This window comes from Candidatus Solincola tengchongensis, from assembly GCF_015711935.1.
Taxonomy (GTDB): Bacteria; Actinomycetota; Geothermincolia; order Geothermincolales; family RBG-13-55-18; genus Solincola_A; species Solincola_A tengchongensis.
On record NZ_JACVJJ010000024.1, the window covers coordinates 1 to 14,901 of the forward strand.

Consider the following 14,901-nt stretch of genomic DNA (forward strand, 5'->3'; position numbering starts at 1 on the left):
ACACGATTACAGCGAGTATCTGGGAGCCACCACCACCGTGCTGGTGAGGATAATCCAGCGTCAGAAGATACCCGTTAGCCCCTTCGAGGCCACCCTCTTCGCCCTGGGCATCCACGAGGACACCGGTTCGCTGACCTACGCCGGCACCACTCCCGAGGACGCCGAGGCGCTTGCCTTCCTCATGCGCCGGGGCGCCAACCTGGAGGTGATCATGCATTTCCTGGGCAGGCAGCTCTCCCCGGAACAGCACGAACTCATGCGCCGCCTCCTCGCCGGCCTCCGTTTTCACCGCGTGCAGGGAGTGCTGGTGGCCGTGTCCAAAGCGCGCATGGAGAGTTACGTGGAGGGCGCCTCGGCGGTGGCGGCCAGGCTGGCCGACGTGGAGAACCTGGAGGTCCTCTTCGCCCTGGTGGAGATGCAGGGGCGGGTGGTGGTGGCCGGGCTTTCGCGCATGCACCAGCTGGACGTGGATCGTGTCCTCTCGGCGTTGGGAGGGGGCGGGCACGCCAAGGCGGGTTCGGCGGTGCTCAAGGGGCACAGCATGGACAGGGTGGAGCGGGAGCTCCTCGAGCTCCTGGAGAGGAACGTGCCTCCGCGGGTCACCGCGGGGGAGATAATGAGCGGCCCGGTCAAGACCATCCACGAGAACACCACCATAGCCGAGGCCTCGCGGCGCATGGAGCTTACCGGACATACCGCCTTTCCCGTGGTCGACGACCGCGGCAGGCTTGTGGGCATGATCTCCCGCAAGGACCTGGACAAGGCGGGACATCACGGCCTGGGCCACGCCCCGGTGAAGGGCTTCATGTCCCGCTCGCTCATCGCCGTGGATGAGGGTGCCTCCCTGCAGGAGATCCAGAGGCTCATGACCGAGAACGCCATCGGGAGGGTCCCGGTGGTGAGGGGGCACGAGCTGGTGGGAATCGTGACCCGCAAGGACCTGCTAAGGGCCCTGCACGGCAGGGATTACCTGCGGGCGGTGGCCCCGGTGGGCGGGACGCCCGCCTACACACGCTCGGAGATCATAGAGATGATGCAGCGACAACTGCCGGGTGAAGCCCAGAGCCTCCTTCGCCTGGTCTCCAGGGTGGCGGAGCGCGAGGGCCAGGAGGTGTACCTGGTGGGCGGAGTGGTGAGGGACCTCATCCTGGGCTTTCCCAACCTGGACCTGGATCTTGTGGTGGAGGGGGATGGCATCGAGTTCGCGCGCCTGCTGGCCAGAGAACTCAATGCCAGGGTGCGCAGTCACCGCAAGTTCGGGACCGCGGTGGTCATCTTACCAAACGGGAGGAGGATCGATGTGGCCACGGCGCGCACCGAGTTCTACGAACACCCGGCGGCCCTGCCCACCGTGGAGGTTTCCTCCATAAGGCAAGACCTGTACCGCCGGGACTTTACCATCAATGCCATGGCCGTGGCCCTCAACGGGGAGCGCTTCGGCGAGCTGCTGGACTACTTCGGGGGGCTGCGCGACCTGCAGAGAAGGCAGGTGCGGGTGCTCCACAACCTGAGCTTCGTGGAGGACCCCACCCGCATATTCAGGGCCGTGCGTTTCGAGCAGCGCTACGGTTTCCGCATGGAGAGACAGACGGAGATGCTGGCCAGGCGGGCGGTGGAGATGGAGATAGTGGGCCGCCTGACCAACTCCAGGGTCCGGGACGAACTTAAGGACATCTTCCTCGAGCCCCTCCCCCTGCCCCTCAGGGCCCTGGAGAGGCTGGAGGAACTGGGGGCCCTGCGCACCCTGCATCCCGACCTGACGGTGAGCCGGGCCATGCGCCGCCGCTTCCGGCTCCTGGAGCGCCACCTGGACAAGGCCTGGAAGATGCTGGGAACGGAGGGGAGGCGGTGGATACCGGTGGCCGCCGCCATGCTCGCCGACCTTCCACCCGGGGAGGGCCTCAAGTGGTGTCACCAGATGCGCATGCGCCGTGAGGACGCGGAAGCGGTGCGCCAGTGTCTCGAGGAGGTCCCTCGGGCGGTGGAGGAACTGTCGGGAGAGAAGGTCGCGCCCAGCCGGGTCGTCTCCCTGCTTGACCCGCTTAGCCCGGAGGCCATAACATATCTCTATGCTCTGGCCGGCCCCACGGCCAGGGAGAGAATCGCTGCCTACGTGACCAACTGGAAAGAAATGGCACCCAGCGTGAGCGGCCGCGACCTTAAGGAGATGGGACTACCCCCCTCCAGGGTTTATTCCCATATTCTGGCAGAGATCAGGCGAGCACTGCTGGACGGGGAGGTACGCGGACGGGAGGAGGAGCTGGCCCTGGCGCGGAAGCTGGTGGAAGCGGCCTCCAGGAGGTGATGGAGCTTGGGACCCTCCCAGGTGGAGGTAACCATATACATGCTCGTGGGCCTGATCATAGGGGTCATCATCCACGAGTACATGCACGGGTACGTGGCCTACCGTATGGGGGACCCCACGGCAAAGCGCGCCGGGCGCCTCACCCTGGACCCCATGGCCCACGTGGACCCTTTCGGGACCCTCATCCTTCCCGGCATGCTCTTCCTTTTGAGCCTCCTGGGTCACGGGACCTTCATCATCGGGTACGCCAAGCCGGTGCCCATAAACCCCTTCCTCTTCCGCAAACCGCGGGGGATAATCTGGGTGTCCCTAGCGGGGCCCCTCTCCAACCTCTCTCTGGGGGTGGTCTTCATAGGGATACTGCGCCTCCTGACCCTCTTCCAGGGAGGGGGATTCCTGGAGCGCGCCGCCTATACCTGTCTCTTCATCGCCTACATCAACATCCTCCTCTTCGTCTTCAACCTCATACCCATACCCCCTCTGGACGGTTCGCGGGTGCTGGGCTACTTCCTGCGGGGGGAGGCCAGGCGCGCCTACCAGTCGCTGGAACCCTACGGGTTCTTCCTCATCTTGGTGCTGGTCATGCTCTTCGGGTTCGTCCTCTCGGACATCGTTGGCGGGCTGGCCAACCTCATCCTGCGCGCCTTCGGGCTGTGGGGCGTCTTCTGAATCCTTGTCGAGAAGCGGAAGGTGAGCATCGGTGAACACCTGGCGCAACCTGCCCGGCAAGGCCCTGGTCAGCCTGCTGGCCCTCGATCCCCGTCTCCGCGCGAGGGGGGAGCGGGCCGCCGCCGTGCTCTCTCCAGAGGAGAAGCGCCTCTTTTCGGGCATGGACCGCTATGACCGGGCGCATTCCCTGGCCGTGGCCTCCAGGTTACGCGATGACCCCCTGCTCTACCGCGCCGCTCTCCTCCACGATTGCGGGAAGCTGACCGAGGAGCTGGACCTCAAGGTGCGGTGGGCCTACACCTTCCTGGAGGTCTTTGCCCCCCGGCTGCTCTCCCGTGTGGCGGCGAGGGTGGAGAGGGAGGCCCACGGACAGGACGTCCTGGAGCGCATGAGAAGCCTCACACCGGGCTGGCGACGGGGTATTTACGTGCAGCTCCACCACGGGGAGGTGGCCGCGGCCCTGCTGGAACGCGCCGGGAGCGACGTGGAGCTGGTGCGACTGGTACGGGATCACCAGAGGGAGCCGCGGGATGAGAGGGCGCGCCGGCTGCGGGAAATGGACGACGCTCTCTGAAGCACTCGTTCACTCCCTTGGTCGGCCGGGTCCCATGAGGGGGACGCGATCCCTTCCCACACCGTTCGTCGAAGTCCCATCGCGGCGAGTTTGAACGGGCGGTGACGCCTTGGGGAGCAGAGACGAGCGCGATGGCGTTTCCATCGAGGGGAGGGGGGCGGGAGTATAGAATATTGTCCAAGGGTCTCGCGACGCGACCCCGATATATGAGAGGATGGGCACCGGAATCACGGGCTCGGCCCGGGGAAGGGAGGCCGGCCGCGGCCCGGACCCAGAGGGCTGAGGTGTTTCGAAAGGCATCGGACGGCGCGAGAGCACAAGAGGATAGAGGAGGAAGGAGAAGGCTTGGTGACGAGAATCCTGACCGGTTACCGCCCCACCGGCAAGTTGCACCTGGGGCACCTGCACGGCAACCTCCTGCGCATGATCGAGCTCCAGGAGGAGGCGGAGTGCTTCTTCTTCATCGCCGACTGGCACGCCCTGACCACCGATTACCAGGACCCTTCACGGCTGAGGGCCTTCACCGAGGAGATGGTCCTGGACTGGCTGGCCGCGGGCATCGATCCGCAAAAAGCGGCCATCTACCGCCAGTCCGACCTTCCCGAGGTGGCGGAGTTCCAGCTCTATCTTTCCATGATAACCCCTTTGGGGTGGCTGGAGAGGGTGCCCTCCTTCAAGGAGCAGCAGGAGCAGCTCAAGGGGCGGGAGATCGCCACCCACGGGTTCCTGGGCTATCCGGTGCTCCAGGCGGCGGACATCCTCATCGTGCGCGCGGAGGGAGTTCCCGTGGGCGAGGACCAGTTGCCCCACCTGGAACTGACCCGCGAGATAGTGAGGAGGTTCAACTACCTCTACGGGGAGACCTTCGCCGAGCCCCAGTCCCTGCTCTCCACCGCCCCACGCATACCGGGGACCGACGGACGGAAGATGAGCAAGAGTTACGGGAACCAGATCTCCCTCTCCGACCCGCCGGAGGAGATCCGCGCCAAGGTGATGTCCATGATCACCGATCCCGACCGCCGCACCCGCCGCGATCCGGGGGATCCGGAGAAGTGCAGCGTGTTCGAACTCCACAAGCTGTACACCGGGGACAGGCTGGAGGAGATCGCCGGCAACTGCCGGACCGCGGGGTGGGGCTGCGTGGAGTGCAAAGAGGTCCTCGCGGAGCGCGTATCCGATTCCCTGCAGCCTTTCCGGGAGAAGAGGAAGGAACTGGAAAACAGGCCCGGCGTCGCCTGGGAGGTTCTGGAAGGGGGCCTGCGGAAAGCCCGCCCCATCGCCAGGGAGGTGCTGGCCGAGGTACGCCGGCGTATGGGGATTGACTGAGGAGCTTGCCGTGCCCTATCTGGTGAAGCTGGAGGTTTTCGAAGGGCCCGGCATCGCCTGGGAGGTTCTGGAAGGGGGCCTGCGGAAAGCCCGCCCCATCGCCAGGGAGGTGCTGGCCGAGGTACGCAGGCGTATGGGGATCGACTGAGGAGCTTGCCGTGCCCTATCTGGTGAAGCTGGAGGTTTTCGAAGGGCCCTTCGATCTCCTGCTCCACCTCATCGGGCGCAAGGAGATCGACATCTATCAGGTCTCCATCGCCGAGATCACCGACGAGTACCTGCGTTACATCCAGGACATGCAGCGCCTGGACCTCGAGGTGGCCACCGAGTTCCTGCTCATCGCCGCCACCCTCCTAAAACTAAAATCCGATTCCCTCCTTCCCGCCCCGGAGAGAGAGGCCGAGGAGGTCTCGCCGGCGGAACTGCGCGAGGAACTTTTGTGGAGGCTGGTACAGTGTCAGAAGTTCCGCAATGCGGCGGCGGAGCTGGCCTCGCGCCTGGAGAGGGAGGAGAGGTATTACTACCGGGAGGTGGACCTGGAGGAGCCCTTCCTGGATCTGGCCCCCGACGTACTCCGTCACCTCACCCTGGAGATGCTGGTGCGTGCGGCCCGCGAGCTGGTCCAGGCGGAGGAGGAGGTGGACGTCTCCTACATCGCCCCCATCCGGGTGAACGTCTCCGATTTCATGGACCGGGTGCGCCGCGTGCTGGCCCAGAGGGGGCGGACCACCTTCCGGGAGTTGACCGCCGGGTGCGCGCTGCGCATAGAGATCATCGCCACCTTCCTCGCCCTCCTCGAGCTATATAAACGCGAGGAGGTTGACATCCGCCAGGCGGTGCGTTTCGGGGACATAGAGGTCATCGCTCCGGAATCCGGCCGTCCGACGGATCTCGAGTTCCGGAACGGGGTGTTGGATAGCGAGGGAGGAGCCGAAGGGTCCGGAGGAAGGGGAGAGGCATGGAATTGAGGCCTATAGGCGGAAGGATGTGGAAGGCCGGGGCCGGTGAGGACCGGCTGCGGGAGATGGAGACCATAAAGGGGGCCCTCGAGGCCATGCTCTTCGTCTCCGGAGAACCCGTCACGCCACGCCGGCTGGCGGAGGCCCTGGGGTGCGACGAGGTAAGGGTGATTTCCGCACTCCAGGAGTTGAGCGCCGAGTACCAGGCCGAGAACCGGGGCATCCAGCTGAGGGCGGTGGGCGGAGGGTGGAGGCTACACACCCATCCCGCATACGCTTCCTACGTGGAGAAGTTGCTCCTCTCCTCGAAGCGCGCCCGACTGACCCGGGCCGCCGTGGAGACCTTGGCCATCATCGCCTATCTGCAGCCCATAACCCGGGGGCAGATCGCCAACCTCCGGGGCGTACAGTCGGAGAACGTGGTCAAGGTCCTGGTGGAGATGGGACTGGTGGCCGAGGCGGGCAAGGAAAAGGCTCCCGGCGGACCGGCCCTCTACGTGACCACGGAGAAGTTCCTGGAGCACTTCGGCCTGCGCAGCCTGGAGGAACTGCCTCCCCTCGAGGAGTTCGAGCCCGACCGTGAGACCGTGGAGCGCATCGCCCGTTCCCTGTCCGGCCGCGCCGATGCGGAGAATGGAGAGGGCGCGGCGTCGGATGACGGCCTTCCGTCGCGGGAGGAGGAGGCCCTAGGGGAGACGTTCGGTTCGCCGGATGAGACGCCGGGGATCCCGGCGGGCGCAGGCCGGGAACGGCAGGAGAACGACGCTCCTTTCATGGAGAGAGCGGGAGAGGGGCAGGACCTTCCGGAACCGTTGGACGGCGAAGGACAGGGGGAGGGATTTCAGGAATCTTGATCCCGGCATGAGCGGGACATTCGCGTGATAGGAAGGCTAAGGCTTTCTTGACCCTGGCCGTGAGGAGGTGGCCGGAAGGTTTTGGGCGAGGAGACCACGCTGGTACGTTTGCAGAAGTTCCTTGCTGAAGCCGGCCTGGGCTCGCGGCGTCGTTGCGAGGAGCTCATCAAAGACGGGAGGGTGGCGGTCAACGGGAGAACGGCACGCTTGGGGGACCGTGTGGACCCGGCGCGGGATCGGGTGACCGTGGACGGGATTCCCGTCAGTGTCGGGGTGGAGAAGAAGTACTTCCTCCTCAACAAGCCCCCCGGTTACATCACCACGGTCAGGGATACCCGGGGTCGCCCCACGGTCATGGACCTGGTCCGCGAGGAGGGAAGGCTATTCCCGGTGGGCCGCCTGGACAAGGACACGCGAGGGCTCCTCCTGATCACCAACGACGGCTACCTGGCCCACAAACTCCTCCATCCCAGCCGTGGCGTGGAGAAGACTTACCTGGTGGAAGCGGAGGGTTACCTCACCCCGCAGGGCCTGTCCCGCCTGCGCAAGGGGATACGCCTGGAGGATGGGACCACCGCCCCGGCCAAAGTGCGCGTGCTGGCAAAAAAAGGCAATCGGTGCCTCCTCCAGTTCACCATCCATGAAGGCAGGAAAAGGCAGATCAGGCGCATGTGCGCGGCGGTCGGCCTCCAGGTACGAGACCTGGTGCGCACCCGTTTCGGCCCCCTGGACCTCCGGGGGGTGAAGGAGGGCGAGTACCGACCTCTCACCCCCGAGGAGGTCAGGAAGCTCATGGAGTTGGACTGAAAGGGGCGTCTCGCGGGCCGGGGGAGGTGCCTGTCGCGGGCTATCCATGGATGTTCCATCGTCTCGAGGAGCGCTTTCGAGCTTGATAATGAGGACGGCTTTCCGTCATCCTTGCGAAAGGATCAAGCCAGAGGAGCTATGGGGATGATCAACGTCGGTGGCGTAAGGGATGACGGCCTTGAGGCGAACCTCAAGAAGAAGAGGGCCTCTCCGCCGTCGCCGGGTTGCCCCGCCGGTGACCGGAGGGGAAAATAGAACCACGGGATCACAGTTCTGTCTTTACGAGAGTCGTATAAGCGGCGGATCTCCTTTGCGGAGGAGGAAGATGGAAGGAGGATATCGGCCCCAGGGCGTGAAGCGCCGCCCGAATTACCCGCGCATCCCCGTCTTCCAGATGCTCCGTTCCTCGGCGGCCCAGTGGCCGGGCAGGAACGCCCTGGTGTTCGGGGGTATGGAGTTGACCTTCCGGGAGCTCGACCTCCTCTCCGACCGCTTCGCCGCCGCGCTGGCCGACATGGGAGTGCACAAGGGAGACCGGGTGGGCATACACCTTCCCAACTGCCCGCAGTTCGCGGTGGCCTATTACGGCTTGCTGAAGGCCGGCGCGGTGTTCGTGCCCCTCGACCACCTGCTCTCCGAGCGGGAGCTGCTCTTTCAGCTCCGGGATGCGGAGGTGGAGACCTACCTGGGCCTGGACATGACCTTCCGTATGCCCCGCCGGATACTACCCCGCACCCCGGTGCGCCGAGTGATCCTTACCAGCCTGGCGGATTGCTATCCGCGGGTGTCTAGGCCCGTGAAACCACTGCGCCAGACGGCCATTCCTCCGCAGGCCGTGGACTTCTCGGAGCTGCTCTCCTACTATCCCGAGGAGCCCCCGGACATCACCTTCGACGTGAAGAAGGACCTGGCGCACATAGTCTATACCGGGGGAGTGGCGGGAAGGGAACTGGGGGTCATGACCACCCACTACAACGTGGTTTCCAATTGCTGCCAGTTCGCTCAATGGTTCCTGGGCGGGGAGGTGTCCTGGAGGAAAGGGAGGTTGGTGGTTAGACGGCCACCCGGAGGCCGCCCGGAGGACCACGTCATGCGGAGAGGAGCCGAGGTCTCGCTCATCGTCGTCCCTTGGACGCACGTGATGGGCATCGTGGCCTTCTTCAACATCCAGGTCATGAACGGGTGGACGATGATCGTCTCCGCCCGCTTCGATCCCGAACAGTACCTACTGGACATCGGGAAGTACGGCGCAACGGGTTTCGGGGGGCCTCCACAGCTCTTCGTCCCCCTCATGGAATGCCCCGGGTTCAACAGGAAGAACTTGGAAGGCATCCGGCTGGTGGTCTCCGGCGCCGCGCCACTGGAGCCGCAGCTCCTGCGCCGGCTGATGCGGCGCATCCCGGGCGTGGTCTGCGAGGGTTACGGGCTCACGGAATGCACCATGGGGTGCACCGCAAACCCACCCTCGCGCCAGCGCGTGCGCCCGGGGTCGGTGGGGCTCCCCCTTCCGGACACGGAGATCCGCCTGGTGGACCCGCTGGACGGAAGGACTCCGGTGAAGGAGGGGGAGACGGGGGAGATACTGGTCAGGGGACCTCAGGTCACGCCCGGTTACTGGAGGAAACCGGAGGAGACGGCGCGCGTCTTCCGGGACGGATGGTTATATACCGGCGATCTCGGGAGGATGGACGGGGATGGATACCTCTACCTGGTGGGCCGCAAGAAGGACATGCTCATATGCAAGGGGTTCAACGTGTTCCCGCGAGAGCTCGAGGAGGTGCTCCGCGGCCACCATGCCGTGGCCGGGGCCGTGGTGGTGGGGAAGCGGGACGCCCGTTACGGCGAAGTGCCGGTGGCCTACGTGCAGCTTAAGGCGGGAGAATCGGCGGAGCCGGGGGAGTTGCTGGATTACGCGAACCGGCGCCTGGCGCGCTACAAGAGGATACGCGAACTGCACGTGGTGGAAGAGTTGTCCGGCCACAAGTAGCGCGTGACCGGGAAGAGCCGGATGTGAGCGGCGATGTAGAGATGTTAGACTTTGTGGACCGAGGCCAAAGGAGGAGGACATGCAGCTGCGAGCCTTGAGGGGAGCCATCCTCTGTCGGGAGAACACCAAAGAGGAGATCGTGGAGAGGACGGCGCAGCTACTCCGGGAGATGATCAAGCGCAACGACATACGCCCGGAGGACATCGTGGACGTCATCTTCACCGCCACGGAGGACCTCACCGCCGAGTTTCCGGCCGCCGCGGCCCGCCACATCGGCCTCACCCACGTGCCCCTACTGTGCGCCAGGGAGCTTTCCATAGTCGACGGGACGCCGCGCTGCATCAGGGTTCTCATGCATTTCTACACCCGGAAGCATCCTCACGAGCTCCGCCATCCCTACCTGGAGGGGGCGCGGCAGTTGAGGACCGACCTACCGGAGTGAGAGCAGCTTGGGATCACGGTGACGACGCCCGGTTCAAGAGTCCAAGAAGGGGGATCGAAGACCGTTCCAAGCAACCCATGAGGACACCGGTCAGGTGACCGAGGTTGTTGCCCGTGCAGTAACGGCCCCCCGCCCCTATAATTGAGGATAAACGCACGAGGACGTCACGCCGGGCGGATGAAGACCCCCCGAGAAGCCCTTTAAGGTCCACGCTCCACGAGGTTGGGGCGGGGAATCATCTGCCGGAACTCTGGGTTTGGGCGGCCATCGACGCCGCCCGGCGGGAGACTGCTATATGGCAAGAGGGGAGTGATCCGCATGGTCATCGTGATGCGTTCCGGAGCCTCGGAACAGGAGATTCAGGAGATCGTCGACCTCCTGCATGAGAAGGGCCTGGAAGCCCATGTGTCCAAGGGCGAGTTCCGCACGGTCATCGGGGTCATAGGCGACGACGAACTGGTCATGCAGGTCCCCTTCCAGGCTTATAGATCGGTGGAGAGGGTCATACCCATCCTCAAGCCCTACAAGCTGGCCAGCCGTGAGTTCCAGGAGGAACCCACGGTCATCAAGGTGGGAGAGGTGCAGATAGGCGGGGGGACCTTCACGGTCATCGCCGGCCCTTGTTCCGTGGAGAGCGAGGAACAGGTGGTGGAGTCGGCGCGCATCGCCAGGGAGGCGGGAGCCAAGCTCTTCCGGGGCGGAGCCTTCAAACCGCGAACCTCCCCCTACAGCTTCCAGGGTCTGGGAGAGGAAGGGCTGCGCCTGCTGGCCCGGGCCCGCGAGGAGACCGGCCTTCCCGTGGTCACCGAGGTGCTGGACGTGAGGGACGTGGAGCTGGTCTACCGTTTCGCCGACGTCCTCCAGGTAGGGGCGCGGAACATGCAGAACTTCCTCATGCTCAAGGAGCTGGGCAGGCAGGACAAGCCAGTGCTCCTCAAGCGGGGGATGAGCGCCACGGTGGAGGAGTGGCTGATGGCCGCGGAGTACATCCTCAAGGAGGGGAACTCCAAGGTCATCCTCTGCGAGAGGGGCATCAAGACCTTCGAGACGGGGACCAGGAACACACTGGACATATCGGCCATCCCCGCGGTGAAGGGGTTTTCCCACCTCCCGGTCTTCGTGGACCCCAGCCACGCCACAGGCATCAGGGACCTGGTGCCTCCCCTCTGCCTGGCGGCACTGGCCGCGGGGGCGGACGGGGTCATGGTGGAGATGCACCCCAGGCCGCGCGAGGCCCTGTGTGACGGCTCGCAGTCCCTGACTCCGGATGGGTTCCGCTCCATGATGGAGGAGGTGACGCGCAGTCCCTGACCCCGGAGGGGTTCCGCTCCATGATGGAGGAGGTGACGCGACTGGCGGAATTCCTGGGCAGGGGGTGAAGGCGAGAGCGGCCAGAGGGGTTCCGCGTCGTCTTCTAATAAGACACGTTCGGTACCGCCAGGCCAGGGGCGAGAGGAGCGGACGAGGCAGTGCACGCCCTGATGGCGAGAGTGTGATAGAGCTTTATATGGAAGGATATGGTATTCGATGGCCGGCATCATCTATGAGCGCGTGGGCATAGTGGGCACGGGGCTCATCGGAGGTTCGCTGGGGATGGCCCTCCGGGCCACGGGCGCGGTTGGCGCAGTGCTGGGCAGCGACGCCGATGCCCGCATGCTGAGGAGGGCGCTGGAGGTGGGGGCGGTGCAGGAGGCCGTGGAACGCCCGGAGGAGATGGTCCTCCGATGCGACCTGGTGCTGGTGGCCGTACCGGTGAGGGCCATTCCCGAGGTACTGCAGAGGATAGCCCCCTCCCTGCGTCCCGGGACCACGGTGAGCGACGTGGGCTCGGTCAAGGAAGGAGTGGTGAAAGCGGCGGCGGGGATCCTCCCTTCCGGCTGCCACTTCGTGGGCGGACACCCGCTGGCCGGCTCGGAACAGAGGGGCGTGGAGTTCGCTGACCCCGACCTCTTCCGGGAGGCCTACTACGTCCTCACCCCCACCTCGGATTGCGATGCCAAGGCCTATTCCAGGCTCCATGCCCTCTTGACCTCGCTGGGGGCCAGGGTGATTGCCATGGACCCGCGGCTGCACGACCGCGCGGTCTCCGTGGTCAGCCACGTGCCCCACGTCATGGCTATGGCCCTCATGAACCTGGCCCTGCGCCGGGCGGAGGAATACCCCTTGCTGAAGCTGGCCGCGGGCGGGTTCCGTGACGTGACCCGCATCGCCGCCTCCGATCCACGGCTCTGGCTGGACATCCTGACCGAGAACCGGACGGCGGTAGGGGAGACACTGGCGGAGGTGATCGCCAACCTCCAGGACATACGAGAGCTCCTCCGGGAGGGCCGCGAGGAGGAGCTGTTGGGCTGGCTGGAGAGGGCGAGCGCCGGACGCCGCAACCTGGCCCCCGCGCTGAAGGAATCCCTTGGCGAGATGTATCTCCTTTCTCTTCCCGTGGAGGACCGGCCCGGCGTGATCAGCGAGGTCACCCTTACCGTGGGGGACATGGGCATCAACATAGACGACCTGGAGTTGGTGCACCCCCTGGAGAGCGGCCAGGGCATCCTGCGCCTCTCCATAACCGGGGAGGAGAACGCCCGGAGGGCGGCGGAGGCGCTGCGCGCCCGCGGATACCGGGTGACGTTGGGCAAGGCGATAGGGGAGAGGTAGCGGGAGCGTCCCCGGAAAAGCTGGAGCCTCGGCGAAACCGGAAAGGGTTGCGGGCTGGATTCGGGCGGCGGAGAAGGATATCATCCGGCATGGAGGTAAAATATGGTAATCAGCATAAGCGGCAGTCGTGCCCTGCGTGGGGAGCTGAGGGTACCGCCGGACAAATCCATCTCCCACAGGGCGGCCATCCTGGGGGCCATGGCCAGGGGAACCACCGTGGCCGAGCCCTTCCTCCGCTCCGGGGACTGCTTGAGCACCTTGCGTTGCCTCCGCCAGCTGGGGGTGGAAGTCGACCTGAAGGGAGACACGCTGGTCGTCAAGGGGCGGGGCCCGGAAGGATGGAGGGCTCCCGAGAAGACCCTCGACGCCGGAAACTCGGCAACCACCATGCGGCTCCTGGCCGGCGCTCTGTCCGGCAGGCCCTTTCGTAGCGAGCTCACCGGCGACGAGTCCCTGCGGCGCAGGCCCATGGGACGCATCGTGCGGCCCCTGAGGCTCATGGGCGCGGATATAGAGGCTCTGGGAGAGGGGGAACGCCCGCCACTGGTCATCCGGGGGGGAGAGCTGCGGGGGATTGAGCACCGCATGGAGATGGACAGCGCCCAGGTGAAGTCGGCACTGCTTTTGGCCGGCCTGCAGGCGGAGGGCGAAACGCGAGTCCTCGGGGGTCGTTCCTCACGGGATCACACGGAGAGGATGCTCCTACTCATGGGAGCGGATCTCTCTTTCGAGGGAGAGGATGTCCTGGTCATTCGGAGGTCGGATCTCCAGCCGGCGGAGATCGACATCCCCGGCGACCTGTCCAGCGCCTCCTTTCTCCTGGCGGCGGCGGCGCTGGTCCCAGGTTCCCGCCTCACCGTCAGGGATGTGGGGCTCAATCCTACGCGGGCAGGCTTCCTCTCCGTTCTCAACTCCATGGGGGCCCTGGTCCTGGAATCCGCTTACCGGGAGGTGTGCAACGAACCGCGCGGCGATCTGGAGGCGGGAAGCGCCTCCCTCAGGGGCGTGGAGGTGGAGGGCTGGCGGATCCCCGCTCTCATCGACGAGGTGCCCCTGTTGGCCGTCCTCGGATGCCGCGCCCGGGGGGAGACGGTAGTCAGGGGGGCCGGCGAGCTGCGGGTAAAGGAGAGCGACCGCATCGCCGCCGTTTGCGGGGAGTTGCGCAAGATGGGCGCCTCCATTGAGGAGCTGCCGGACGGATTCGTGGTCCACGGTCCAGTGAACCTCAGAGGGGCGAACGTCGACTCCCATGGCGACCACCGCATCGCCATGTCCCTGGCCGTTGCCGCCCTCTGCGCCGAGGGGGAGACGGTGATTTCCGGCTGGGAATGCGTGGACATCTCCTTTCCCGGCTTCCTGGATACGCTGCGTTACCTTACTGGGTAAAGCTGCCATGGTCATTGCATGAACGATGGTTACGCCACCGAGTGAAAAAGGGAACGCGGCTACGGAATAGAGAACGTAAGAGGGCTACAGGCGAGCGACATATTGCGCCTTCAAACCTGCCGGATTTACGTCTATGATTATTTCGTGGCTATGGTGAAGGAAAAACCGTTGCATGGTCCCATCATCGCTATAGACGGGCCTGCGGGTGCGGGAAAGAGCACCGTCGCCCGTACGGTAGCCCGGCGCTTGAACCTGTTCTACCTGGACACGGGGGCGATGTATCGCGCTCTCACCCTGAAGGCCATGCGTGAGCGCATCGACTTGAGCGACGGGCCGGGCCTGGCGGAGATGGCCAGAAGGACGGAGATGCGCGGGGAGTACCGAAGGGGTATGCGGCCTGCCCATCGCTTCTTCCTGGACGGAGAAGACGTCACCTCGGCCATACGTTCCCGCGAGGTCTCCGCCCACGTCTCTCAGGTCTCCAGCCATCCCGAGGTGCGCAGGGAGATGGTCAAGAAACAGAGAACCTGGGCACAGGTGGGGGGGCTGGTCGCCGAGGGCCGCGACGTGGGCACGGTGGTCTTCCCCCAGGCAGATTTCAAGTTCTTCATCACCGCCTCGGTCAAGGAGAGGGCGCGTCGGCGGTATCGTGAGATGCGCCGGGAGGGCTACCAGGTGACCCTGAGGGCAGTGGAACAGGAGATGGTGAGGAGGGATCATATGGACACCACCCGCGAGGTCAACCCCCTGCGGCGCGCCGCGGATGCGGTGGTCATCGACACCACGGGGATGAGGGTCTCTCAGGTGGTGAACGAGATCCTGTCCGCTGTCAGAGAGGGGCGCGGGCAAACACGGAGGTGACGAGCATCTCGATATTTTATGACCACCCTTTGCCGTAGTTGGGGAGCGTGAATCCCTTTTTGCCCGCATACCGGAACGC

General features: G+C 65.3%; 14 protein-coding genes. All 14 read left to right on the forward strand.

All coding sequences use genetic code 11. The features are described 5' to 3' along the window. Window positions 1-2,305, forward strand: a 2,305-nt coding sequence (locus H7007_RS01540; protein ID WP_287152729.1) for a CBS domain-containing protein, incomplete at its 5' end; no start/stop codon positions are given. A 6-nt stretch (window positions 2,306-2,311) separates the two neighbouring features. Beyond that, window positions 2,312-2,974, forward strand: coding sequence for a site-2 protease family protein (locus H7007_RS01545; protein ID WP_287152730.1), 663 nt, complete (start codon window positions 2,312-2,314; stop codon window positions 2,972-2,974). A gap of 31 nt (window positions 2,975-3,005) precedes the next feature. Continuing rightward, window positions 3,006-3,548, forward strand: coding sequence for a hypothetical protein (locus H7007_RS01550; protein ID WP_287152731.1), 543 nt, complete (start codon window positions 3,006-3,008; stop codon window positions 3,546-3,548). 345 nt (window positions 3,549-3,893) lie between these two features. Beyond that, a complete protein-coding gene (gene trpS, locus H7007_RS01555; protein ID WP_303646028.1) occupies window positions 3,894-4,874 on the forward strand; it encodes a tryptophan--tRNA ligase in 981 nt (326 codons plus the stop codon). A gap of 10 nt (window positions 4,875-4,884) precedes the next feature. After that, entirely contained in the window at window positions 4,885-5,022 is a 138-nt protein-coding gene (locus H7007_RS01560) for a hypothetical protein (protein ID WP_287152732.1), read from the forward strand. A gap of 10 nt (window positions 5,023-5,032) precedes the next feature. Then, complete coding sequence (locus tag H7007_RS01565; RefSeq protein ID WP_287152733.1) at window positions 5,033-5,842, forward strand: segregation and condensation protein A; 810 nt, start codon at window positions 5,033-5,035, stop codon at window positions 5,840-5,842. Continuing rightward, entirely contained in the window at window positions 5,833-6,687 is an 855-nt protein-coding gene (gene scpB / locus H7007_RS01570) for an SMC-Scp complex subunit ScpB (RefSeq protein WP_287152734.1), read from the forward strand. The genes H7007_RS01565 and scpB overlap by 10 nt, the downstream gene beginning before the upstream one ends. 81 nt (window positions 6,688-6,768) lie before the next feature. Beyond that, a complete protein-coding gene (locus tag H7007_RS01575; protein ID WP_287152735.1) occupies window positions 6,769-7,494 on the forward strand; it encodes a pseudouridine synthase in 726 nt (241 codons plus the stop codon). A gap of 325 nt (window positions 7,495-7,819) precedes the next feature. Next, complete coding sequence (locus H7007_RS01580; RefSeq protein ID WP_287152736.1) at window positions 7,820-9,481, forward strand: class I adenylate-forming enzyme family protein; 1,662 nt, start codon at window positions 7,820-7,822, stop codon at window positions 9,479-9,481. A 79-nt stretch (window positions 9,482-9,560) separates the two neighbouring features. Then, a complete protein-coding gene (gene aroH, locus H7007_RS01585) occupies window positions 9,561-9,923 on the forward strand; it encodes a chorismate mutase (protein WP_287152737.1) in 363 nt (120 codons plus the stop codon). A gap of 318 nt (window positions 9,924-10,241) precedes the next feature. Further along, the gene (gene aroF, locus H7007_RS01590) at window positions 10,242-11,234 is read left to right on the forward strand and encodes a 3-deoxy-7-phosphoheptulonate synthase (RefSeq protein ID WP_287152738.1); all 993 of its coding nucleotides are present in this window, start codon (window positions 10,242-10,244) and stop codon (window positions 11,232-11,234) included. A 216-nt stretch (window positions 11,235-11,450) separates the two neighbouring features. Further along, window positions 11,451-12,575: a prephenate dehydrogenase/arogenate dehydrogenase family protein gene (locus H7007_RS01595; protein WP_287152739.1), complete on the forward strand. Its 1,125-nt coding sequence runs from the start codon at window positions 11,451-11,453 to the stop codon at window positions 12,573-12,575. Window positions 12,576-12,677: 102 nt separating this feature from the next. Then, entirely contained in the window at window positions 12,678-13,961 is a 1,284-nt protein-coding gene (aroA, locus tag H7007_RS01600) for a 3-phosphoshikimate 1-carboxyvinyltransferase (protein WP_287152740.1), read from the forward strand. A 168-nt stretch (window positions 13,962-14,129) separates the two neighbouring features. Continuing rightward, window positions 14,130-14,822 (forward strand): (d)CMP kinase, encoded by a 693-nt coding sequence (cmk, locus tag H7007_RS01605; protein ID WP_287152741.1) that lies wholly within the window; start codon window positions 14,130-14,132, stop codon window positions 14,820-14,822. Window positions 14,823-14,901 lie beyond the last annotated feature (79 nt).

What these genes read in the sequence shown, in the direction of transcription:
- aroA (WP_287152740.1), top strand. Translation starts at nt 12,678, where the DNA reads ATGGTAATCAGCATAAGCGGCAGTCGTGCCCTGCGTGGGGAGCTGAGG.
- H7007_RS01580 (WP_287152736.1), top strand. Translation starts at nt 7,820, where the DNA reads ATGGAAGGAGGATATCGGCCCCAGGGCGTGAAGCGCCGCCCGAATTAC.
- aroF (WP_287152738.1), top strand. Translation starts at nt 10,242, where the DNA reads ATGGTCATCGTGATGCGTTCCGGAGCCTCGGAACAGGAGATTCAGGAG.
- scpB (WP_287152734.1), top strand. Translation starts at nt 5,833, where the DNA reads ATGGAATTGAGGCCTATAGGCGGAAGGATGTGGAAGGCCGGGGCCGGT.
- aroH (WP_287152737.1), top strand. Translation starts at nt 9,561, where the DNA reads ATGCAGCTGCGAGCCTTGAGGGGAGCCATCCTCTGTCGGGAGAACACC.
- H7007_RS01595 (WP_287152739.1), top strand. Translation starts at nt 11,451, where the DNA reads ATGGCCGGCATCATCTATGAGCGCGTGGGCATAGTGGGCACGGGGCTC.